This window comes from Rhizobium anhuiense bv. trifolii, assembly GCF_024346605.1.
Classification (GTDB): domain Bacteria; phylum Pseudomonadota; class Alphaproteobacteria; order Rhizobiales; family Rhizobiaceae; genus Rhizobium; species Rhizobium anhuiense.
On the sequence record NZ_CP098803.1, the window covers coordinates 4,531,595 to 4,552,953 of the forward strand.

Annotated in this window: 23 protein-coding genes and 1 tRNA gene; 16 read left to right on the forward strand and 8 right to left on the reverse strand. The window is 62.1% G+C overall.

The window, feature by feature from the left end:
- Nucleotides 1-119: 119 nt before the first annotated feature.
- Both NE851_RS30800 and NE851_RS30805 read left to right on the forward strand, forming a co-directional pair.
- A complete protein-coding gene (locus tag NE851_RS30800; protein ID WP_063476315.1) occupies nt 120-1,535 on the forward strand; it encodes a lipopolysaccharide biosynthesis protein in 1,416 nt (471 codons plus the stop codon).
- Nucleotides 1,536-2,813 carry a GNAT family N-acetyltransferase gene (locus tag NE851_RS30805; protein WP_047619931.1) on the forward strand — a complete coding sequence of 426 codons (1,278 nt, stop codon included), beginning with the start codon at nt 1,536-1,538 and terminating at the stop codon, nt 2,811-2,813.
- Here the strand turns inward: NE851_RS30805 and NE851_RS30810 are convergent.
- A complete protein-coding gene (locus NE851_RS30810; RefSeq protein WP_127431890.1) occupies nt 2,810-4,441 on the reverse strand; it encodes an AMP-binding protein in 1,632 nt (543 codons plus the stop codon). The genes NE851_RS30805 and NE851_RS30810 overlap by 4 nt on opposite strands.
- Before the next feature lie 219 nt (nt 4,442-4,660).
- Here NE851_RS30810 and NE851_RS30815 point away from each other — a divergent pair, with 219 nt between their 5' ends.
- Complete coding sequence (locus NE851_RS30815; protein WP_127431891.1) at nt 4,661-5,641, forward strand: aldo/keto reductase; 981 nt, start codon at nt 4,661-4,663, stop codon at nt 5,639-5,641.
- A gap of 98 nt (nt 5,642-5,739) precedes the next feature.
- Here the strand turns inward: NE851_RS30815 and NE851_RS30820 are convergent, their stop codons facing one another.
- Nucleotides 5,740-6,318 (reverse strand): TetR/AcrR family transcriptional regulator, encoded by a 579-nt coding sequence (locus tag NE851_RS30820; RefSeq protein ID WP_028759089.1) that lies wholly within the window; start codon nt 6,316-6,318, stop codon nt 5,740-5,742.
- A gap of 129 nt (nt 6,319-6,447) precedes the next feature.
- Between NE851_RS30820 and NE851_RS30825 the strand changes: the two genes are divergently transcribed.
- Complete coding sequence (locus NE851_RS30825) at nt 6,448-7,743, forward strand: MFS transporter (protein ID WP_127431892.1); 1,296 nt, start codon at nt 6,448-6,450, stop codon at nt 7,741-7,743.
- A gap of 124 nt (nt 7,744-7,867) precedes the next feature.
- Nucleotides 7,868-7,952: transfer RNA gene (locus tag NE851_RS30830), tRNA-Leu, on the forward strand.
- A 202-nt stretch (nt 7,953-8,154) separates the two neighbouring features.
- Here NE851_RS30830 and NE851_RS30835 read toward each other — a convergent pair.
- Both NE851_RS30835 and NE851_RS30840 read right to left on the reverse strand, forming a co-directional pair.
- Nucleotides 8,155-8,442: a hypothetical protein gene (locus NE851_RS30835; protein ID WP_028757264.1), complete on the reverse strand. Its 288-nt coding sequence runs from the start codon at nt 8,440-8,442 to the stop codon at nt 8,155-8,157.
- A gap of 166 nt (nt 8,443-8,608) precedes the next feature.
- Complete coding sequence (locus NE851_RS30840) at nt 8,609-8,893, reverse strand: hypothetical protein (protein WP_047619967.1); 285 nt, start codon at nt 8,891-8,893, stop codon at nt 8,609-8,611.
- Between the two features lie 202 nt (nt 8,894-9,095).
- Between NE851_RS30840 and NE851_RS30845 the strand changes: the two genes are divergently transcribed.
- Nucleotides 9,096-10,844 (forward strand): cation:proton antiporter domain-containing protein, encoded by a 1,749-nt coding sequence (locus NE851_RS30845; protein ID WP_028757263.1) that lies wholly within the window; start codon nt 9,096-9,098, stop codon nt 10,842-10,844.
- 145 nt (nt 10,845-10,989) lie between these two features.
- On the opposite strand, the gene NE851_RS30850 is transcribed toward NE851_RS30845, so the two are convergent.
- Nucleotides 10,990-11,280 (reverse strand): hypothetical protein, encoded by a 291-nt coding sequence (locus tag NE851_RS30850; protein WP_028757262.1) that lies wholly within the window; start codon nt 11,278-11,280, stop codon nt 10,990-10,992.
- A gap of 202 nt (nt 11,281-11,482) precedes the next feature.
- Here NE851_RS30850 and NE851_RS30855 point away from each other — a divergent pair, with 202 nt between their 5' ends.
- Both NE851_RS30855 and NE851_RS30860 read left to right on the forward strand, forming a co-directional pair.
- The gene (locus NE851_RS30855; RefSeq protein WP_028757261.1) at nt 11,483-12,073 is read left to right on the forward strand and encodes a YqaA family protein; all 591 of its coding nucleotides are present in this window, start codon (nt 11,483-11,485) and stop codon (nt 12,071-12,073) included.
- A gap of 78 nt (nt 12,074-12,151) precedes the next feature.
- Nucleotides 12,152-12,673 carry a disulfide bond formation protein B gene (locus NE851_RS30860; protein ID WP_028757260.1) on the forward strand — a complete coding sequence of 174 codons (522 nt, stop codon included), beginning with the start codon at nt 12,152-12,154 and terminating at the stop codon, nt 12,671-12,673.
- Nucleotides 12,674-12,731: 58 nt separating this feature from the next.
- Here NE851_RS30860 and NE851_RS30865 read toward each other — a convergent pair whose 3' ends face one another.
- Nucleotides 12,732-13,289, reverse strand: a complete 558-nt coding sequence (locus NE851_RS30865; protein ID WP_004671754.1) for an HNH endonuclease — start codon at nt 13,287-13,289, stop codon at nt 12,732-12,734.
- 111 nt (nt 13,290-13,400) lie between these two features.
- On the reverse strand, nt 13,401-14,093 hold the full coding sequence (locus NE851_RS30870; RefSeq protein WP_028757259.1) for a DNA-3-methyladenine glycosylase family protein: 693 nt from the start codon (nt 14,091-14,093) through the stop codon (nt 13,401-13,403).
- On the opposite strand from NE851_RS30870, the gene gluQRS reads away from it, so the two are divergent.
- The gene (gluQRS, locus tag NE851_RS30875) at nt 14,092-14,973 is read left to right on the forward strand and encodes a tRNA glutamyl-Q(34) synthetase GluQRS (RefSeq protein ID WP_127431893.1); all 882 of its coding nucleotides are present in this window, start codon (nt 14,092-14,094) and stop codon (nt 14,971-14,973) included. The two genes, NE851_RS30870 and gluQRS, sit on opposite strands and share 2 nt — an antisense overlap.
- Here gluQRS and NE851_RS30880 read toward each other — a convergent pair.
- Nucleotides 14,938-15,861, reverse strand: a complete 924-nt coding sequence (locus tag NE851_RS30880; RefSeq protein WP_047619916.1) for a YihY/virulence factor BrkB family protein — start codon at nt 15,859-15,861, stop codon at nt 14,938-14,940. The two genes, gluQRS and NE851_RS30880, sit on opposite strands and share 36 nt — an antisense overlap.
- Before the next feature lie 76 nt (nt 15,862-15,937).
- Here NE851_RS30880 and NE851_RS30885 point away from each other — a divergent pair, with 76 nt between their 5' ends.
- The 7 genes from NE851_RS30885 (at nt 15,938) to NE851_RS30915 (ending at nt 21,325) form a co-directional block, all read left to right on the forward strand.
- Nucleotides 15,938-16,771, forward strand: a complete 834-nt coding sequence (locus tag NE851_RS30885; protein WP_047619915.1) for an SDR family oxidoreductase — start codon at nt 15,938-15,940, stop codon at nt 16,769-16,771.
- An 18-nt stretch (nt 16,772-16,789) separates the two neighbouring features.
- On the forward strand, nt 16,790-16,993 hold the full coding sequence (locus NE851_RS30890; protein WP_028757255.1) for a twin transmembrane helix small protein: 204 nt from the start codon (nt 16,790-16,792) through the stop codon (nt 16,991-16,993).
- Nucleotides 16,994-17,013: 20 nt separating this feature from the next.
- On the forward strand, nt 17,014-17,592 hold the full coding sequence (locus NE851_RS30895; RefSeq protein WP_047619913.1) for a cob(I)yrinic acid a,c-diamide adenosyltransferase: 579 nt from the start codon (nt 17,014-17,016) through the stop codon (nt 17,590-17,592).
- 28 nt (nt 17,593-17,620) lie between these two features.
- Entirely contained in the window at nt 17,621-18,406 is a 786-nt protein-coding gene (locus NE851_RS30900) for a rhomboid family intramembrane serine protease (protein WP_063476299.1), read from the forward strand.
- 186 nt (nt 18,407-18,592) lie between these two features.
- Entirely contained in the window at nt 18,593-19,342 is a 750-nt protein-coding gene (locus NE851_RS30905; protein ID WP_254959597.1) for an electron transfer flavoprotein subunit beta/FixA family protein, read from the forward strand.
- Between the two features lie 23 nt (nt 19,343-19,365).
- Nucleotides 19,366-20,295 (forward strand): electron transfer flavoprotein subunit alpha/FixB family protein, encoded by a 930-nt coding sequence (locus NE851_RS30910; protein WP_127431850.1) that lies wholly within the window; start codon nt 19,366-19,368, stop codon nt 20,293-20,295.
- Between the two features lie 148 nt (nt 20,296-20,443).
- Nucleotides 20,444-21,325, forward strand: a complete 882-nt coding sequence (locus NE851_RS30915) for a 3-hydroxybutyryl-CoA dehydrogenase (RefSeq protein ID WP_028756415.1) — start codon at nt 20,444-20,446, stop codon at nt 21,323-21,325.
- Nucleotides 21,326-21,359: the final 34 nt, after the last annotated feature.

Below are 21,359 nucleotides of genomic sequence, written 5' to 3' on the forward strand. Positions count from 1 at the left end.
ACGCCTCACGATCGTAACTCAGCGTCGGGCAGCAAGCCCGATCCGGAACCGTTTCTTAACCCTGTTCTGTCAAGACTTCATGCGCGATTTGCCTGACCTTAGAGTTTTGCGTGTTCATCATGGCGGTCATAGAAACAGCGGAGAAGATGCTGCCCGCGGGCCTGCGCCCGATCGGCGGCCGTACGCTGCGCATGCTTGCGGCCGTGCTCACGGAACGCGGCGAGAAGGCGGCCGCCCAGCGCATGGCGCTGACGGCCTTTTCGATCCGTATCCTCAGCGCGGCTCTCGCCTTCGTCTCCCAGATCGTGCTCGCCCGGCTGATGGGCGAATATGAATACGGCATCTTCGTTTTCGTCTGGGTGCTGGTCGTCGTCTTCGGCGATCTCTCATGCCTCGGGTTCCACACGGCGATCATCCGCTTCCTGCCGCAATACAGGGCAGCGGGCGCTTTCGAGGAAATCCGCGGCCTGACCGGGACGGCGCGCATCTTTGCGCTGCTTTCCGGCACGGCGGTGCTCGCCGCCGGCACGCTCGGTCTGCATTTCTTCGGCGACATGATCCAGGTCTATTATCTCGTCCCGATCTTCATCGGCCTGCTCGCCATGCCGATGATCGCGCTCGGCGACATTCTGGAAGGCACGTCGCGGGCCAACCACTGGCCGGTGATGGCGCTGAGCCCGGTCTATATCGTCCGCCCGATCCTCATCATCCTCTTCATGCTCATCGCCATTGCCATCGGCGCCGAGCACACCGCCGTCACTGCGATGCAGGCAGCACTCGTCGCCACCTTTGTCACCGCGCTCGGCCAGTATGCCGCAACGCTCTATCGCCTTCGCCGGCATTATGATGAAGGCCCGCGCAAGGTCGATTTCCTCGCCTGGTTCAGCGTCGCCTTTCCGATTTTCCTGATCGAGGGCGTGAGCTTCCTGCTCACCAATTCCGATGTCGTCGTCGTCGGCATCTTCCTCGAACCGCACGATGTCGCCATCTATTTCGCCGCCGCCAAGACGATGGCGCTGGTGCATTTCATCAATTTCTCGGTCAAGGCAGCCTCCGGCCCGCGCTTCTCCTCGATCATCGCCGAAGGCGACCACGGACAGCTGGCGACCGCTGCCATCGACGCCGCCCGCTGGACCTTCTGGCCGGCGCTCGGTGTCGGCCTTGCCGTGCTTGCGGCCGGCCATCTGCTGCTATCGCTCTTCGGCGGCGCCTTCACATCAGGCTATCTGGTCATGGCGATCCTGCTCGCCGGCATCCTCGCCAAGTCGCTGGTCGGCCCCGCCGAAACGTTGTTGATGATGGCAGGCAAGCAGAACCTCTGCGTCGCACTCTATGCCGGCGCACTGACGGCCAATGTCGGCCTCAACCTCGCTTTGATCCCGCATTATGGCATCGAGGGCACGGCGATTGCCACGGCCTCGGCCATGGCGGTCGAGGCGATCCTGCTGCATCTCGCCGTGCGCCGCACGCTCGGTATCGTCCTGTTCGCCTTCGCCAGCCCCTCCGCCGCAACGCCAGAAATGAGAGTTCGATAGATGGTGCGTGTTCCCCCCGTTACCGAAAGCACCAACAGCGCCGCCAACCGCATGGTGCATGATCTCGCCGCGCTGCATTTCGAAGCGCCGCAGGCCGAGGCCCGCGCCGAGATCGGCCGGCCGGGGCGCGAGCTCTGCCTCTATCCCGGCAAACTCGGCTATGAACTTCAGGATGAGCTCGATTTCCTCTCCAACCGGGCGATGGAACCGAACGTCTTCTTCTCCGGCCGCTTTCTCGCCCCCGCTATGCCGCGGCTTGAGGACCGGCAGGTGAACTTCGCCCTGATCCGCGACCACAATGCCGGCCGCAGCCGCATGCGCTTCCTGATGCCGTTTTCGGTCGACCGGCCCGGTTTTGCCGTCGGCCCGTCGATCATCCGCGGCTGGTCGAACAGTTTCGGCCCGCTCGGCACGCCGCTCGTCGATGCCGAGGATGCTGCCGAGACCCTCGACAATCTCTTCGAGGCCCTGACCGTGCGCGATCTCAATCTGCCCGGCATTCTGGTTCTGCCGGATCTGCGGCTGAACGGCATCTTCGTGCGCATGCTCAAGGCTGTGGCGCTCAGCCGCAACCTTCCCGTCACCGTCACCAATCCTTACCAGCGCCCGATGCTGCAGAGCGACGAAGAGGCGCCGGCCTATCTCGGCAAAACCATTTCCTCCTCGCATATGCGCGAAATGCGCCGTCAGTGGCGCCTGCTGGAGGAACAGGGAACGGCGGTCTATGCCGTCGCCCGCCAGCCGCGCGAAATCCATATCCGCTTCGAGGAATTCCTGGCGATGGAAGCCGGTGGCTGGAAGGGCAAGCGGCGAAGCGCTCTCGTCACCGATCGCTATCACACGGCCTTTGCCCGCGAGGCGGTGTCGAACCTTGCCGCCGTCGATGCCGTGCGTATTCACACGATCGATCTCAATGGCAAGGCGATCGCCGCCATCGTCGTCCTGATGATGGGCGGCGAAGCCTATACCTGGAAGACCGCCTATGACGAGAACTATGCCCGCTATTCGCCGGGCAAGCTCTTGATGAGCGAGCTCACCGAATGGCATCTCGACGACGCCAATATCGTGCGTTCCGATTCCTGTGCCGTCTCCGATCATCCGATCATGAGCCGCTTCTGGCAGGAGCGCGAGGAGATGGGAACGCTGGTGATCGGCCTGACGCAGAACGGCGACCGCGACATGCGCCAGGTCTCGGCCCAACTCCATATGTACCGCAGCACCCGCAATATGGCGAAGATGCTGCGCGAGAAGATCATGTCGCTTGCCGGCCGGGGCTAATTTTCGGCCGCCGCCCTTTCGCGCAGCAGCCGGCGGATCACCTTGCCGGTGGTCGTCAGCGGCAAGGCGTCGATGAATTCCACCTCGCGCGGATATTCGTGCATTGAAAGCCGCGTCTTTACCCATTCCCTGATATCGGCGGCCAGCGCTTCGCTTGGATGATGACCCGGTGACAGCACGATATAGGCCTTGACGATCTCTGTGCGCACGGCATCAGGTTTGCCGACGGCGGCGGCAAGCTGCACGGCGGGATGGCCGATCAGACAATCCTCGATCTCGGCCGGGCCGATGCGATATCCCGACGAGGTGATGACGTCGTCGTCGCGGCCTTCGAAGGTGACATAACCCTCGGCGTCCTGACGGCCGATATCGCCGGTGAGCAGCCAGCCTTTGGCGAACTTCCGCTCGGTCGCCGCCGCATCGTTCCAGTAGCCGAGGAACATGACGGGGTCGGGACTGGCAATGGCGATCTGGCCCGGTTCGCCGGCCGGCAATTCGTCACCCGCTTCGCTGACGATGGCGACGCGATGCCCCGGCACCGCCCGTCCGATGGCGCCTGCCTTGGTGACGCCATGGGCAGCACTCGACGAGAGCACGAAATTGCACTCCGTCTGGCCGTAGAATTCATTGATAGTGATGCCGAGCGTACGCCGCGCCCATTCATAAGTCTCACGGCCGAGCGCCTCGCCGGCCGAGCCGATGGTGCGCAGCACCAGATCATATTTCGAGCGCGGATCGGCAACGGATCGCATCAGCCGCAGCGCCGTCGGCGGAATGAAGGCATTGCGCACCTTCATCTCGGCCATGATGCGATAGGCCATGTCGGCATCGAATTTCTGCGCCGGCGACGAGACGACGGGAATCCCGAGCAACAGGCTCGGCAGCAGCGCATTGAGCAGACCGCCCGCCCAGGCCCAGTCGGACGGCGTCCACACCTTGTCGCCCACTTTCGGAAAGCCCTCATGGGCAAACTGCATACCGGGAATATGGCCGGGCAGAACGCGATGACCATGCAGCGCGCCCTTGGGCGGCCCCGTCGTTCCCGAGGTGAAGATCATCAGCGCCGGATCGTCCGGACCGGTCCTGGCGACGTCGAAGACAGTGGGATGGCCGTTCACCAGATCGCCAAAGGCAACCGCATCGACATCCGCCCGGTCGATGCTGACGACATGTTTCAGCATCGGCAGGCGATCGCGGATCTGCCGGATGCGCTCGAGACCGAAACCATTGGTGACGATTGCTGCAACACCTGCTGCCTTCAGCCGGTATTCCAGCGCCTCGACGCCGAAGAGCAGCGCCAGCGGCAGCGCGACCGCGCCGGTCTTGTAGATCGCCACATGTGCGATCACCGTCTCGAAGGATTGCGGCAAGAGCAGCGCGACACGATCGCCGCGCTCCACCCCAAGCGAAACGAGCGCATTGGCGAAGGCCGAGGACTGGTCGGCGAGGGCGCGATAGGTCATCGCGCGGTGATGGCCATCCGGGCTGAAATGCTCGAGACAGACGCGCTCCGGATCTCTCGCGGCCCAGTCGTCGCTGACGGCGCGGCCGATATTGAAATCTTCGGGAATCCGCCACGAAAAATCGCGATAGAGATCGTCGTAGCGATCATGGGGCGGCAGTTTCATAGGCAAAATCCGGTGAATGTTGCACCAGCTAACACCTTGTGCTGCAATTGCGCAAGCGGCCGGTCTGGGCGGCGATGACTGCCCGGCTTCAAAGCCATCACGCATAGTTGCACGCATGGCAGAACGGATTCTTCGCCAGGTGCCCTGCGACTTTGCCGGCTTTCGCACTAGATCATGGAAAGCCGCCTGGGGGCCACCAATTCATCACGGAGCCGTTTCATGGAATACGCAAAATTTGGGAAGACCGGACTGGAAGTGGCGAAAATCTGCCTGGGCTGCATGACCTTCGGCGATCCCGGCCGCGGCAATCATGCCTGGAGCCTCAGGGAAGACGAAAGCCGGACGATGATCAGGCAGGCAATCGACCTCGGCATCAATTTCCTCGACACCGCCAACACCTATTCCAACGGTTCCTCGGAGGAGATCGTCGGCCGCGCCATCAAAGATTTCGCCAAACGCGAGGATATCGTGCTGGCGACCAAGGTGTTCAATCGCATGCGGCCGGGCCCGAACGGCGCCGGCCTGTCACGCAAGGCGATCTTCGACGAGATCGACAACAGTCTGCGTCGCCTCGGCACCGACTATGTCGATCTCTACCAGATCCACCGGTTCGACTATACGACGCCGATCGAGGAAACGCTGGAAGCGCTGCACGACGTGGTCAAATCGGGCAAGGCGCGTTATATCGGCGCTTCCTCCATGTATGCCTGGCAGTTCGCCAAGGCGCTCTACGTCTCCAGGCTGAACGGCTGGACCGAATTCGTCAGCATGCAGGACCACCTGAACCTGCTCTACCGCGAGGAAGAGCGCGAAATGCTGCCGCTCTGCGAGGATCAGAAGATCGCCGTCATCCCCTGGAGCCCGCTGGCCCGCGGCCGCCTGACCCGCGACTGGGACGAGACGACGGCACGCAGCGAAACCGACGAATTCGGCAAGACGCTCTACACCCAGTCCATCGATGCCGACCGCAGAATCGTCGAGGCGGTGGCCGAGATCGCCAGGACCCGCAACATCTCCCGCGCCCAGGTCGCAACCGCCTGGATCCTGCAGAAGAGCGCGGTGACCGCGCCGATCATCGGTGCCTCGAAACCGAACCATTTGCAGGACGCCGTTGCCTCGCTCTTGGTCAAGCTTACCCCCGAGGAAATCGCGACACTGGAAGCACCCTACATCCCGCACGCCGTCGCCGGCTTCAAGTAGTCAGCCGGCCGACTTCTCAGCAGGCATGAGCGAGGCAGATCCCTCTACGCGCCCGCGCGGAGAGGGAGATCGGCATTATGACTATTCCACGACCGATCTTACATCCGGCTGCCGGGGTCGAGCTGCCGGCGCATCGTCACCAGAAATTGCTCGGCAAGCGCCCTATCCTCGACCGCGCGGGCAAGAATGACGGCGCCCATCATCGACGAGAGCGTCGTCGCGGCATTGGCCCGGCGTTCTTCTTCAGTCTCGCCGGGAACGATATCGGCGAGCGTGTCGACCAGCACGGACAGCCCGTCGCTGAAGACCGCGCGGACAGCCCCCCGGCTGCGGCTCACCTCCTGGATCAGCGTTGCGAAGACGCAGCTGCCACCCGGATCGTCGACCGTGCGCCAGTGAATATAATGGTCGAGAAGTGCTGCCAGCGGCCGGTCCGGCGATTCGGCGATGTGCTCCTTCCACCGCGTTTCCACTCTGTCGATCAGCTTGCGGCTGACCTCGAGCGCCAGATCGTCCTTCGAACTGAAATGACCGTAGAAGCCGCCATGCGTCAGCCCCGCCGCCTTCATGATGTCAGCAACGCCGACCCCGTCGAAACCGTTCTCGCGGAAAAGCACGCCCGCAACGCTCAGGATCTTTTCGCGGTTTTCGGCAAATTTCTCGCGGCTGACCCGCATTTTTCGTCTCCAGAAATAGTCGCTTGACAAAATATATGACGTCCATCATCAATACGCAAGAAATATGATGACCATCATGTAAATCGGTCCTGTACTTTCGCGAACCTGAATTCGAACGGAATCTTGCCCATGGTTTCCACAGCCCTCGCCTCCACCCTTGCCCGGCGCAACATCCATTACGGCTGGGTCGTCGTTGCCGCGACCTTCCTCACCATGCTGGTCACCGCCGGCGCCATGGGCGCACCCGGCGTTCTCATCAAGCCACTGCAGGACGAGTTCGGCTGGGAGACCTCGCAGATTTCCTCGGCGCTGGCGATCCGTCTGATCCTGTTCGGTTTCATGGGTCCGTTCGCCGCCGCCTTCATGAATTATTTCGGCGTGCGCAAGGTCATCGTCTTCGCGCTCGCCCTGATCGGCGCCGGCTTCATCGGTTCGCTGTTCATGACCACGCTGTGGCAGTTGCTGCTGCTCTGGGGCATCGTCGTCGGCTTCGGCACCGGTCTGACAGCCATGGTGCTCGCCGCGACGATCTCCTCCCGCTGGTTCACCAGGCATCGCGGCCTCGTCGTCGGCATGCTTTCGGCAAGCTCGGCCACCGGCCAGCTCGTCTTTCTGCCGCTGATGGCCGAGCTGACGGAACGCTACGGCTGGCGCTCGACGGTGTTTTTCGTCTGCGCCATGATCATGGTCGCAGCCCTTGCGGTGCTCGCCTTCATGCGCGACCGCCCGGCCGACCTCAACCTGCCGGCTCTCGGCGAAACGCACGTGACGCCGCCGCCGGCAGCCACCTCGCTCGGCGTCGCGCTGATGACGCCGATCACCGTCCTCAGGGAAATCTCGAAGACCTCGACCTTCTGGATCCTCTTCGCCACCTTCTTTATCTGCGGCCTCAGCACCAACGGCCTGATCCAGACCCATTTCGTCACCCTCTGCGGCGATTTCGGCATCGTGCCCGTGGCCGCCGCCAGCGTGCTCGCCGTCATGGGCATCTTCGATTTCTTCGGCACGATCGGCTCCGGATGGCTCTCCGATCGGTTCGACAATCGCTGGCTGCTGTTCTGGTATTACGGCCTGCGCGGCCTCTCGCTGCTCTACCTGCCCTTCAGTGATTTCAGCTTTTACGGCCTTTCCATCTTCGCCATTTTCTACGGCCTTGACTGGATCGCCACCGTGCCGCCGACCGTCAAGATCGCCGCCGACCGCTTCGGCCGCGAAAAGGTCGGCCTCGTTTTCGGCTGGGTCTTTGCCGGCCATCAGCTGGGAGCCGCCACCGCCGCCTATGGCGCCGGCCTCTCGCGCACGGAGCTTTCGAGCTATCTGCCCGCCTTCTTCGTCGCCGGCGCCTTCTGCCTGCTGGCCTCGATCCTGGCGATCACATTGAAGAAGTCCGGCCTCAGCAGCCCGGCCCCCGCTGCAGCCCATTGATATCGACCGGACCCGGCCTCGAAACGAGGCCGGGTCTCTCCACCGGATCGGTCTGATAACTTCGCTTGCCCGTCTTGCGCGCGCAGGCGCTCGCATGTTAGACAGCCGCCCGTTCGTATCCGTTGCCCCATTGGCGGAATTGGTAGACGCGCTCGACTCAAAATCGAGTTTCGAAAGAAGTGCTGGTTCGACCCCGGCATGGGGCACCACCTACGCTCTGCGAACTTCGGCTCGGCAGGCCGAAGAGCAGCTAAGCGAAGGGTTGTCGCGCCGTAGTTCCGTCAGGAACGAAGGCGGACTGGTTCGACAATGCTCCGGCTAGCTGCACCATCATCTCAAATCGCTTCGCGTAGCCCTGCCTCAGGAGACCTGATACGGGACTACGGAGCAAAATTCGCCTGCGGGTGAAGCCTACTTGTTCTTCAACAGCCACATTTTGCCGGCCATGGTGATGCCGTAGACGTCTTTTGAGACGTCGTCGTCCAGATGCCGCCGCTCGAGGAAACCCGGCTCCTTCAATTCACCCAGCGTCTTGGCAGTGACTGATTTGATTTTCTGCGGCCGCTCTTTCCAACGGTCGGTTTTTGCGTAAGTCACCTGCGCGTTCTGGTGCGTCCATTTGTTGGCTGGCTGAGGATAGAGATCTCCATCCCTGGCGAGTTTGAGTGCGGCGATCTGGGACGGGGTAAGCTCAATCATAGTAAAAATCCTGTGCGGGAGGTATTTGCGCTGGGAACGCGCTTTTACCAAAGGCGTGCTCATAACACCGACGGACCACTTCCACCACCCATTCAGACAGTCGCGCCACAAAAGGCGAAAACCCGGCTCGTGGGAACCGGGCTTCGCCCTTGTAGCGTATGTCTCGTTAATTGCAGCGTCGGACCGTCTTGGTGACCTCGCCTTCATCGGTCTGGCGCGTGACGCTCCTGGTTTCGCAGCCACTATCGCGGTAGCGGCGGTGCTCACGTTCGCGCACGGCACCAAAAGTGACGCCTCGCTCGCTGATGGTAATTCCAGGTCGTACCCGCTCGTGACGATAGCCGTCATCATAGGAACGCTCCCTGACATAGACGCTATCGGCAAGAACAGGCGCTGCAAACGAGCAGGCGGCAAGGGCCGCCACAGTACAGTTCAGGATAATCTTCCGCATGTCGTTCTCCTTTCTTGATGAAAGGGCAACGAGGCAAGCCGCAAGTGGTTCCAACATTGTGACGGCCCGGCCGTGCCGCAGACAACGTCTGCATCTGGCGGGCCAGAACTATGAGTGAGGGGGCCTCACCGCTCAAATCACTTGTTTAATTTTGCTTGCGCTTCGTCCAAAGTGGCCGCCGCTACAAATAGAGAGGGCGGACGTGCATCAGGAAGTAGGACTCATCGCGACGGTTGCCGTCAGTTTTGTTTTCGCCGCGATCCTGGGCTACGGCGCCGATCGGCTCCGGCTGCCGCCGCTCGTCGGCTACCTGATGGCCGGCATCCTGATGGGGCCGTTCACCCCGGGCTTCGTCGCCGACACCGCCCTTGCCGGTCAGCTCGCCGAAATGGGCGTCATCCTTTTGATGTTCGGCGTCGGCCTGCATTTTTCCGCCTCCGACTTGCTCGCCGTGCGCGGCATCGCCGTGCCGGGCGCGATCGGACGGATCATTCTCGCCACCCTGCTCGGCGTCGGCCTTTGCCAACTCTGGGGCTGGAGCCTCGGCGCCGGCATCGTCCTCGGCCTCAGCCTGTCGGTGGCGAGCACCGTCGTTCTCTTGAAGGCGCTGGAGGAGCGCAATCTCGTCAACGCGCCAAGCGGACGCGTCGCCGTCGGCTGGCTGATCGTCGAGGATCTGGTGATGGTGCTGGCGCTGGTGCTGCTGCCGGCGCTCGCAGAGCTTCTGGGTGGCAACGCCGCCGATACGACCAACCACGGCCTCGGCGACCTGCCGCTGGTGCTGACGATCGGCCTGACGCTGTTGAAGGTGGCGGCCTTCGCCGCCATGGCGATCTTCCTCGGCCCTCGCATCGTGCCCTGGCTGCTGACGATGATCGCCCGCACCGGCTCGCGTGAGCTGTTCACGCTGACAGTCCTGGCGATCGCGCTCGGCATTGCCTTCGGCTCGGCGGCGATCTTCGGCGTCTCATTTGCACTCGGCGCATTTTTTGCCGGTGTCGTCATGAGCGAATCCCAGCTCAGCCACAGGGCGGCCGCCGATTCGCTGCCGCTGCAGAATGCCTTCTCCGTGCTGTTCTTCGTCTCCGTCGGCATGCTCTTCGACCCCTCGATCCTGGTGCGCCAGCCGCTGGCCGTGATCGGCGCGCTGGCGCTGGTCATCCTCGGCAAGGGCATCATCACCTTCCTCATCGTTATCCTGCTCAGATATCCGATCGGCCTGGGGCTGACATTGGCCGGCGGCCTCGCCCAGATCGGCGAATTCTCCTTCATCCTCGCCGGTCTCGGCGTGTCGCTCGGGCTTCTGCCGCATGAGGGCCAGGATCTGATCCTTGCCGCCGCAATCCTGTCGATTACGCTGAACCCGATCGTGATCCTGGCGACCGACGGACTGAAGAAATATATCCATTCGACATGGCCCTCCCTTTGGGAAAATTACGGCAGAAAGAGGCAGAAAGCGCTCGGCAAGGAACTGGAAAAGATCAGGGCGCTCAGCGAGGAGCGCGAGCGTCAGCATCAGTTGAAGATGCAGCAGCTGATCGAAACTTTCCCGTTGTTCTCCGAGGTCAGCGAGGACGCGCAAGAGGAGCTGCTGCTGCTCTTCAAGGCAAAGTCCGCCCCTCCCGGCGAACGCGTCATTCGCCGCGGCGACCGCGGCGACAGCATGTATTTCATCTCTTCGGGAGCGGTGGAGGTGCGGCTCGCCAGCGGTGCGATCCGCCTGGAACCGGGCGCCTTTTTTGGCGAAATGGCGCTTCTCACCGGCGGACGACGCACCGCCGACGTCATTGCCGTCGATTTCTGCCAGTTCGAGGTGCTCGAGCGGCGAGACTTTAACATGTTCATGTCACACCATCCCAATCTGCGCGCCGCCGTCAGCGAAATGGCCCAGAAGCGCACGGAGATGAACGTCCTGCGCCAGCAATGGGAAAAGTCGATGGACCTGTCCTGAGCAAACACCGCCGCATTTCTCGCGGGAGCGCGATAGCGTGATTGCCTAGAGTAGGTCGCGCAAAACTGAGCAGCGGTTTTGCGATTCCGACATGCGTAAAAGCAAACATCTAAATCGCAAGCGAATCTGAGGATTGCGACGCGCTTTAGACCGCCGGCCAATAGCCATCGGCACGGAAATCCTCCGGGATCGGATCGAGGCGCGACAATGTCTCGGCCGCGAAATCGATCTGTAGCGACAAGTATTTGAGAGACGCCAGCATCGGCGCGCCGGTCGCAAACTCCCGGATGCGGGACAGATGATAGCCGCTGGCGCTCAGCCGCCGCGCAGCCTCCTGGCGGACATCGTCTCTGCTCGGTCCGCGCCCCTTTTCGGACCGGTCATCCATTTGCACGGCCTGCCCACGGCCGCCTTCGATCACTTCGAACATTCTCATGCCACCCTGCACGTCGACCCTATGCTCTAATACAGCTTGCCGCAGAATGGCCGATTCGCAATCCCATGAAATCTCGAGAGAGGCGCGGATGCGCCGCATCACGAAAATTTTTGGACGGCGGTGGCAGGAAGGACACGGGCGAGCATTTACAGCACCGCGCACGGCCCCTAAAGCTTTTGCACCGCAACAGGAAGGAAACGGAATGCTCCGCAGACTTTACGACTGGACCATGTCTTTGGCCTCGCGCAAATCGGCCGAAGTCTGGCTCGCCGTCATCGCCTTCGTCGAAAGCTCCGTCTTTCTCGTCCCCGCCGATGTGCTCTTCCTGCCGATGGCGCTTTCGAGGCCGGAACGCTCCTACCGCTATGCGCTGATTGCAACCGTCGCCTCCGTGCTCGGCGGCATTGCTGGCTGGGCGCTCGGCTTTTACGCCTATGAAACGGTTGCGCGGCCGGTTCTCGAATTCTACGGCAAACTCGACGCCTTCGAGCAGATGAAGGCCTATGTCACCTACGAGTGGATCCTGCTGCTGCTCGTCACTTCGGGTCTCGCGCATCTGCCGCCAATCAAGATCGTCACGATTTTGTCCGGCGTCATCCACGTCAATCTGGGGCTTTTCGTCGTCTCGGCGATCGTCGCGCGCGGCGCGCGTTTCCTCTTCCTCGCCTGGCTGCTGCGCCGTTACGGCGAGCCGATCCGCCATTTCATCGAGAAGCGCCTCGGCCAGATCGTCAGCGTCGGTGCCGCCGCCGTGATCGTGTTATATCCCGCCTACCGCTATCTCGCTCACTAGAACAGGATGATTTTCGGCCGAACAGGCCTAAAATCTGAATCCGCATCTCAGGCTTTACCAACTTTGCGGAGTTCCGCCATGACTGCCACTTCCTCGCCGCTCACCCGCCCCGGCTTTACCTATTCCCTGCTGCTCGCGATCGGCATGGCGGCCGTCGTCGGCACGGCGCTGGGCTTCCAATATATCGGCGGCTATATTCCCTGCGCGCTCTGCCTGCTGCAGCGCCAGCCTTATTATTACGCCGTCCCGATCGCGATTCTCGCCGCAATCTCCGAGCTCGTCGGCCTGCCGAACTGGATCACCCGCGCGCTCATCCTGGCGGCCGGCATCCTGATGCTGGTCACGGCAGGCATGGGTGTCTATCACGCTGGCGTCGAATGGCATTTCTGGCCGGGGCCGGCCACCTGCTCGACCACGGCAAGCAGCATGACGACCAATGCCGGCGATCTGCTCGGCGAACTCAACACCATCAAAGGCCCGTCCTGCACCGATGCGGCGCTGCGGGTGCTCGGCCTGTCTTTTGCAGGCTGGAACGTGATTGCCGGAATTCTGCTCGCAGCCTTCGCCTTTGCAGGCGTTCGCAGGGCTGCCTCTGCATAATCCCTTAAGTCGGCCGTTCTCTGTGCCTCCGAAGGACGCCGTGCTGTAAGCAACTCGATCACGGCTGCAGTTCGGTATCCCAGTAGAGATAATCGAGCCAGCTGTCATGCAGATAGTTCGGCGGGAACAGCCGGCCGTTATTGTGCAGATCCTGCACCGTCGGCTGGTAGGGCTTCTGCGCCGGGAACATGCCTGCCTGCTTGGGAAGCTTGCTGCCCTTGCGCAGATTGCACGGCGAACAGGCAGCCACGACATTCTCCCAGGTCGTCTCGCCGCCATGGGCGCGCGGGATGACGTGATCGAAGGTCAGGTCGTCATGGGCGCCGCAATACTGGCATTCGAACCGGTCGCGCAGGAAGACGTTGAACCGGGTGAAAGCGGGATTGCGGGACGGCTGAACGTAAGTCTTGAGGCACACGACACTCGGAAGCCGCATCGAGAAGCTCGGTGAGGAAACCGAATGTTCATACTCTGCGATGATATTCACACGGTCGAGAAATACCGCCTTGATCGCGTCCTGCCAGGACCATAGCGACAAGGGATAATAACTCAGCGGCCGGTAGTCAGCGTTCAGGACGAGCGCCGGCAGGGCCTGCGGGGAGACTGCAATCGTCAAGGGACTCTCCTGATCGATTCGGCATCTGCACCTGTATATTAGGCCGGTTGTTACAGGATTGTGAAGTCCAATAAATTCAGAGGATAAAGGCAAAATGAAGAGTGTTGCCGATCAGCCGATCGGCACCATGTCGCGGCGCATTTTCGTGGCGTAATAGGCCCAGAAAAGCCGTGCCGCCACCGAGCGCCACGGCGACCAGACTTCCGAAAGCTCGGCAAGCGCCTTCGCCTGCGGCCGTGCCGCAAGGCCGAATGCCGTCCCGACCGCATTCTGCAGTGCGACATCGCCGGCCGGGAAAACATCGGCATGGCCGCCGCAAAACATCAGATAGACCTCCGCCGTCCAAGGGCCGATACCCTTCAGCGCGGTGAGTTCGCCAAGCGCCTCGCCCGGCGGCTTCAGGCAGAGGCCGGAGAGATCGAGGCGGCCGGAGGCAACCGCTTCGGCGATCCGCGACAGAGTGTCGGCCTTGGCGCGCGACAGGCCGAATTCGCGCCATGCCTCTGCGTGAAGCAGCATGTAGCCTTCGGCAGTCAAAAGACCATCCGCTGGCAGCATGCGCCGCCAGATCGCGTCGGCGCTGGCGCGCGACACCATCTGCGAGACGATGATATGGGCAAGCCCGGCAAAGCCGGGTTCGCGCAATCGCAGCGGAACGGGTCCGGCGTCCGCTGCGATCGGCGCAAGGCGCGGATCGAGGCGAAGCAATGCTTCGAGCCCCTGCCTGACGTCGTCTTCGTTGCGGATGATCTGCACATTGCCTCGCAGTGGTTCAAAAGCCGAATCCATGGCAGAAGAAAGCATGACCACGAGTGAGCGTCAAAAACCCGTCTTTCGCTTTGCGCCGAGTCCCAACGGGGCGTTGCATCTCGGCCATGCCCTCTCGGCGCTGCTGAACCACGACATGGCGCGGGCTGAACAAGGCCGCCTGCTGCTCCGCATCGAGGATATCGACCAGACACGCTGTACGCCCGAGTTCGAGGCCGGCATCCACCGGGATCTCGACTGGCTTGATATCCGCTGGGAAAGCCCGGTGCGGCGCCAGTCGGAACATTTCCCCGAATATCAGGCAGCATTGCATGCGCTGATCGAGCGCGGTCTGGTCTACCCGGCCTTCCTGACGCGCGGCGAGGTGAAGGCGCGCGTCGCGGCCTACGAGGCGGCGGGAGAATCCTGGCCACGCGATCCAGACGGCACTCCGCATTATCCGGCAGGTGACCGCGACCGGCCGAAAGACGAATGGCAGGAAATGCTGACCGCGGGGAGGAAACATGCCTGGCGGCTCGATATGCGCAAGGCGCTCGACCTGATCGGTCAGCTGCTGTTCTGGACTGAAACCGGCGACGGTAGGACTGGCGAAATCGCCGCCGAGCCCGGCGTCTGGGGCGACGTCATCTTGTCGCGCTCGGATGCGCCATCGAGCTATCATCTTTCCGTTGTCGTTGACGATGCGCTGCAGGGCGTCACCCATGTCGTGCGGGGGCTCGACCTCTTCCATGCGACATCGGTGCACAGGCTGCTGCAGGTGCTGCTCGGGCTACCGCAGCCGGTCTATCACCATCATCGCCTCATTCTCGGCGTCGACGGCCGCAAACTTTCGAAAAGCGAAGGCGACACCGGGCTTGGCGAATTGCGCGCCCAAGGCATGTCAGGAGCGGATATTCGCCGTCTTGTCGGGCTCTGATGGCCTTTCGACACGCTCTCTGCCGACGATCGAAAGCGTATGGGAAAACATCCGGAAGACGCGGAACTTGATCAGCGCCGCATTGATCTCCGCCCCGATGATGAAGATGACGCCGACCATGTAGAGGAAGATCAACACGATCATGACGGAGGCCAGACCGGCATAAGTTGCCGTATAATTGGCGAAGGTCGCCAGGTAGTAGGCAAAGATCAGTGCGCCGGCGAGCCACAGAAGCAGTGTCAGCAAAACGCCCGGAATAACGTCGAAGACCCGTCGTTTGCCGGCCGGCAGCCAGAGATGCATGACCAGCAGTCCAACCGTCAGAACCACCAGCGTGCCGTAGATGCGCCAGCTGAAGACGATGTCGAGCGTATCGGCAAACAGTGGGAACCATTTCCTGGAATAATCGAGCGCCAGCGGCAGGGCGACGAGCAGAATGCTGATCGCCGCAAAGATGATGACCGCGATCAACACGTAGCCGAGGCTGAAGAGACGGGTGAAATACCAGGGCCGCGTCTCCTGCACCCGGTAGGCGCGGTTGAGCGAGATGCGCAACGCCTCGACGCCGTTCGAAGCGAAATAGGCGGCCGCCAGCACGGAGATCGTCAGCAGCCCGCCGCGCGGAATGGTCAGCACCTGCAGCACCTGGTCGGCCAGCGGCTTGGCGATCGCCTCGGGCCAGGTGTCGAAGATCAGGTGGATGGCGGTCGAGGAGAACTGATCGGCGCCGAGGAAGCTTGCAAGCGCGGTGCCGAAGATCAGGAACGGGAAAACCGCAAGCAGGCTCGACAGTGCCACGTGACTTGCCATGGCAAAGCCGTCGTCCTCGACCATGTGACAGATCGCGTCATAGACCACGTCGTAGATCGTGCGCAGCACCTTCGGCATTCCGTCTCCGGCTTTCCAGATTGTATCCTCTGGCCGAATATGGGAAACGAGTCCCATTTTGTACAGGAATCATTCCATGGCGGGAGAGCGCATCATCGTCGTCACCGGATGTTCGTCCGGGATCGGCGCTCATTGCGCGCGGGCGCTGAAAGCCGATGGCTGGCGTGTCTTCGCGACGGTGCGCAAGCCGGACGACCTCAAGGGGTTGGAAGCAGACAGCATAGAGACCTTCCTGATGGACTATACCAGGCCCGAGACGATTTCCGATCTGGTCGGCGCGGTTCTCGAACGCAGCGGCGGCCGCATCGACGCGCTCTTCAACAACGGCGCCTACGGCCAGCCGGGCGCCGTCGAGGATCTTTCGACTGCAGTGCTGCGCGCCCAGTTCGAGGCGAATTTCTTCGGCTGGCACGAACTGACGCGGCAGGTCATTCCGCCGATGCGCAAACGCGGAGAGGGGCGGATCGTCCAATGCTCGTCGATCCTCGGTGTCGTGCCCTATCGTTATCGCGGCGCCTACACCGCATCCAAATTCGCGCTCGAAGGCCTCAGCATCACGCTGCGCATGGAGTTGCAAGGCAGCGGAATCCATGTGAGCCTGATCGAGCCGGGACCGATCGCCACCCGTTTCACCGCCAACGCGCTTGCAAAGATCAAGGAGAATATCGACCTCGACAATTCGCCGCACGCGGTCGATTACAGCAGACAACTGGCAAGGCTCGACGGATCGGGGCCGGTCAACCGCCATAAACTCGGCCCGGAGGCGGTCTATTCCGTATTGAAACACGCATTGAACTCGAAAAATCCAAGACCACATTATCCCGTAACGACTCCGGCTAAGCAGGGCATGTTCCTGAAGCGGCTGCTTCCGGCAGACCTCTTCTACCGCCTGATGCGCTGGACGGACTGACTGAGAAAGCTGAGTGCCATGTCCACGTTCACCTATGTCCTCGCGATCATCGTTATGGGCGCCGTCGCCCTGGTGCTGATCCGCGGTCTCTTCAACATGATGAAGGGCGGCGATGCCAACCGCTCCAACAAGCTGATGCAGCTTCGCGTCCTGTTGCAGGCGATCGCCGTCGTCCTGATCATGATAACGCTCTGGCTGACCGGCGGCGGCCGCCCGACTTGACGGCGCTTTGAGGGGGAACCGTGGTCAAACTCAACAAGATCTACACCAAGACAGGTGACGACGGCACGACCGGGCTGGTTTCCGGCCCGCGCCGGACAAAGGACGATCTGCGCGTCGAGGCCTATGGCACGATCGACGAGGCCAATTCCGCGATCGGCCTGGCGCGGCTGCACACTTCAGGCCTGCCCGAACTCGACGCCATGCTGATGTCGATCCAGAATGATCTCTTCGATCTCGGCGCCGATCTCGCCACCCCTGACACCGGTGAGCCGCCGGCCTATGAGCCGCTGCGGATCGTCGAGACGCAGGTCGACCGCGTCGAGCGCGATATCGACCAGCTGAATGCCGCTCTCGAGCCGCTGAAATCCTTCATCCTGCCGGGCGGCAGCCCGGCCGCCGCACATCTGCATCTTGCCCGGACGATTGCACGGCGCGCCGAACGTCAGATGGTGGCGCTTGCCCGCACCGATGGCGAAATCGTCAGCGAGGCGGCGATGAAATATGTCAACCGGCTCTCCGATTTTCTCTTCGTCGCCGCACGCCATGCCAATGACCGCGGCCATGCGGATGTGCTTTGGGTTCCGGGAAAAAACAGATAGGCTTGCCGCACGATCGCCGGGGGGCCTTATGTTCATACCACTTCACGACGCCAATACGCTGAAACATATCAAGGTCCAGTGGGTGACACTCTCACTGATCGCACTGAATATCGCGGTCTGGCTTTTGACCAGCCTGGAGAGCGAACAGGCAGCCCAGGCGACAACTGTCGGGCTAGGCTATATCCCCGCGATCGCCTTCGGCGACGCTGTGCTGGCGCCGGGCTTGGAAATCGTGCCGGAACCGCTGACCTATCTCACCTATGCCTTCGTCCATGCCGGCTTCTGGCATCTGGCCTCCAACATGATCTTCCTCTGGGTCTTCGGCGACAATGTCGAGGATGCCATGGGGCATCTGCGTTTCCTGATTTTCTACCTCCTCTGCGCGGCCGCCGGCGCGCTCTGCCACGGCCTGCTGACCATGACCTCGCAAGCGCCGCTGGTCGGCGCCTCGGGGGCGATCTCCGGCGTCGTTGCCGCCTATGTCATGCTGCATCCGCGCGTCAGGGTCTGGGTGCTGGTGTTCTTCCGTGTGCCACTGCCCCTGCCGGCCTTCATTCCGCTGCTTTTGTGGATCGGGCAGCAGTTCTTCATGCTGGCGATCACCCCTGATAGCGACGTTTCCTGGGGCGCGCATGTCGGCGGCATTCTTGCCGGCGCTCTTCTGATCCTGGTGTTGCGCCGGCCGGGTGTACCGCTCTTCGACCGGCAGATCGTCACGCCCCGCGCCGTGAGAAACGACCGCAGTGCCGGTCCGGCCATCGCGGCCGGTACGGACGGGCAAACGGCGCAGCGCTTTCCCTGGGGCCGACGCTGATAGCTATATTGACGTGAACGTAAACGTCCATATATTGCCGAGGCAAATTGCCTGCCGGCGTCATGGAAGCGTTGAATTTGGAGGAAAAACGCGTATCCATGTCGCCATTCGACAATCGGAGCGGCGCCCAAGCGCGCATTTTCTAAAAAAGCCTCTGAAGCCAGTTTCTCCTGAAGGAAGGACCCCATGAAGATACTCGTCCCAGTCAAACGGGTTGTCGACTACAACGTGAAGATCCGGGTGAAGCCGGATGGCACGGGTGTCGAGCTTGCCAATGTGAAGATGTCGATGAACCCGTTCGACGAGATCTCGGTGGAAGAGGCGCTGCGGCTGAAGGAAGCCGGCAAGGCCGAGGAGGTTGTCGTGGTGTCGATCGGTCCTGCCAAGGCCGAGGAGACGCTGAGGACGGCCCTTGCCATGGGCGCCGACCGGGCGATCCTGGTCGAGACCGACGATGCGGTCGAGCCGCTGGCGGTCGCCAAGATCCTCAAGGCTGTCGCCGATGCCGAACAGCCCGGCCTTGTTATCGTCGGCAAGCAGGCGATCGATGACGACAGCAACCAGACCGGCCAGATGCTGGCGGCCCTGCTTGGGTTTGCCCAGGCGACCTTCGCCTCGAAGATCGAGATCGGCGATGGCAAGGCGACCGTCACCCGCGAAGTCGATGGCGGCCTGCAGACGATCGAGATCAAGCTGCCGGCAGTGGTCACCTCGGACCTGCGCCTGAACGAACCGCGTTATGCCTCGCTGCCGAATATCATGAAGGCGAAGAAGAAGCCGCTCGACAAGAAGTCTCCTGCCGACTTTGGCGTCTCCACCACACCGCGCCTCAAGGTGTTGAAGACCGAGGAGCCGTCCGGCCGCAAGGCCGGCGTCAAGGTCAAGTCGGTCGCCGAGCTGGTCGACAAGCTCAAGAACGAAGCCGGCGTGCTTTAAGCCAGAACCAGGGAGCCCTTATCATGACCATTCTTCTTCTGGCTGACCACGACAATGCAAGCCTTTCCGACCAGACCGCCAAGGCGTTGACGGCCGCAACCAAGATCGGCGGCGACGTGCATGTGCTGGTCGCCGGCAAGGGCGCCAAGCCCGCTGCCGATGCGGCTGCCAAGCTTGCCGGCGTCTCCAAGGTGCTGCTGGCCGAAAGCGATGCGCTGGCCAACAATCTGGCCGAACCGCTGGCCGACCTGATCGTCTCGCTGGCCGGTAGCTACGACACGATCCTCTCGGCTGCGACGTCGGTCGGCAAGAATGTGCTGCCGCGCGTCGCTGCCCTGCTCGATGTCGCCCAGGTCTCCGAGATCATCGAGGTGATCTCTGCCGATACCTTCAAACGGCCGATCTATGCCGGCAATGCCATCCAGACGGTGCAGGCAACCGATGCCACGAAGGTCATCACCGTGCGCACCGCCTCCTTCGCCTCTGCAGCCGAAGGCGGCTCCGCGCCGATCGAGACGGTTGCAGCGGTTTCCGATCCCGCTCTGTCGCGCTTCGTCGCCGATGCGCTGTCGGCCTCCGACCGTCCGGAACTGACCTCGGCGAAGATCATCATCTCCGGCGGCCGGGCGCTCGGCTCTGCCGAGAAGTTCCGGGAAGTCATCCTGCCGCTCGCCGACAAGCTCGGGGCTGCCGTCGGGGCAAGCCGTGCGGCCGTCGATGCCGGTTATGCGCCGAACGACTGGCAGGTCGGCCAGACCGGCAAGGTGGTGGCGCCGCAGCTCTATATCGCCTGCGGCATATCAGGCGCCATCCAGCATCTGGCCGGGATGAAGGATAGTAAGGTGATCGTCGCCATCAACAAGGACGAGGAGGCGCCGATCTTCCAGGTTGCCGACTACGGACTGGTCGCCGATCTCTTCGACGTCCTACCGGAATTGCAAAAGGCGCTCTGAGCGCGTCAAATGCTTTTCTTTCGCACGTGCGAATGACTGGAAAATTATCTTTTATCGGTCTACTACTGCTGCCGGGCGATCCTTCGTCCGGCAGTATTGCTAGAAAAATGCGGCAGCGCGGGGGCGGATGCCGTGCGGGGGTTTGGAGATGAATGCGGTGTTGAAGAATATTGGTATCATCGGTGCCGGCCAGATGGGTTGTGGCATCGCGCATGTTTCGGCCGCCGCAGGTTACAGGGTTCACATCTACGACCTCTCCCAGGACCGCATCGAATCCGGCCTCGCCACCATTAACGGCAACCTCGCCCGCCTGGTGACCAACGGCAAGATGACCGAAGAGGAACGCAAGTCGACCTTGTCGTTGATATCCGGCTCGTCCGACGTCAATGATCTCGCCCCGTCCGATCTCGTCATCGAAGCCGCCACCGAGGATGAAACCGTCAAGCGCAAGATCTATGCGCAGGTCTGTCCGGTCCTGAAGCCGGAAGCGCTGCTTGCCACCAACACCTCTTCCCTTTCCATCACCCGGCTTGCCGCCGCCACCGACCGGCCCGAACGCTTCATGGGCATACATTTCATGAACCCGGTGCCGGTGATGAAGCTGGTCGAACTGGTGCGCGGCATCGCAACCGATGAAAAGACCTTCTCCGCCGCCAAGGAATTCGTCGGCACGCTGGAAAAGACCATCACCGTTGCCGAGGATTTTCCGGCCTTCATCGTCAACCGCATCCTGCTGCCGATGATCAACGAGGCGATCTACACGCTCTATGAAGGCGTCGGTACGGTCGACGCCATCGATACGGCGATGAAGCTCGGCGCCAACCATCCGATGGGGCCGCTGCAGCTTGCCGATTTCATCGGTCTCGACACCTGCCTGTCGATCATGCAGGTGCTTCATGACGGTCTGGCGGACTCGAAATATCGTCCCTGCCCGTTGCTGGTGAAATATGTCGAGGCCGGCTGGCTCGGACGCAAATCCGGCCGCGGCTTCTATGACTATCGCGGCGAAGTGCCGGTCCCGACGCGTTAAGCGGCCATCACCAGAAAGGGCGAATAGACCGAGC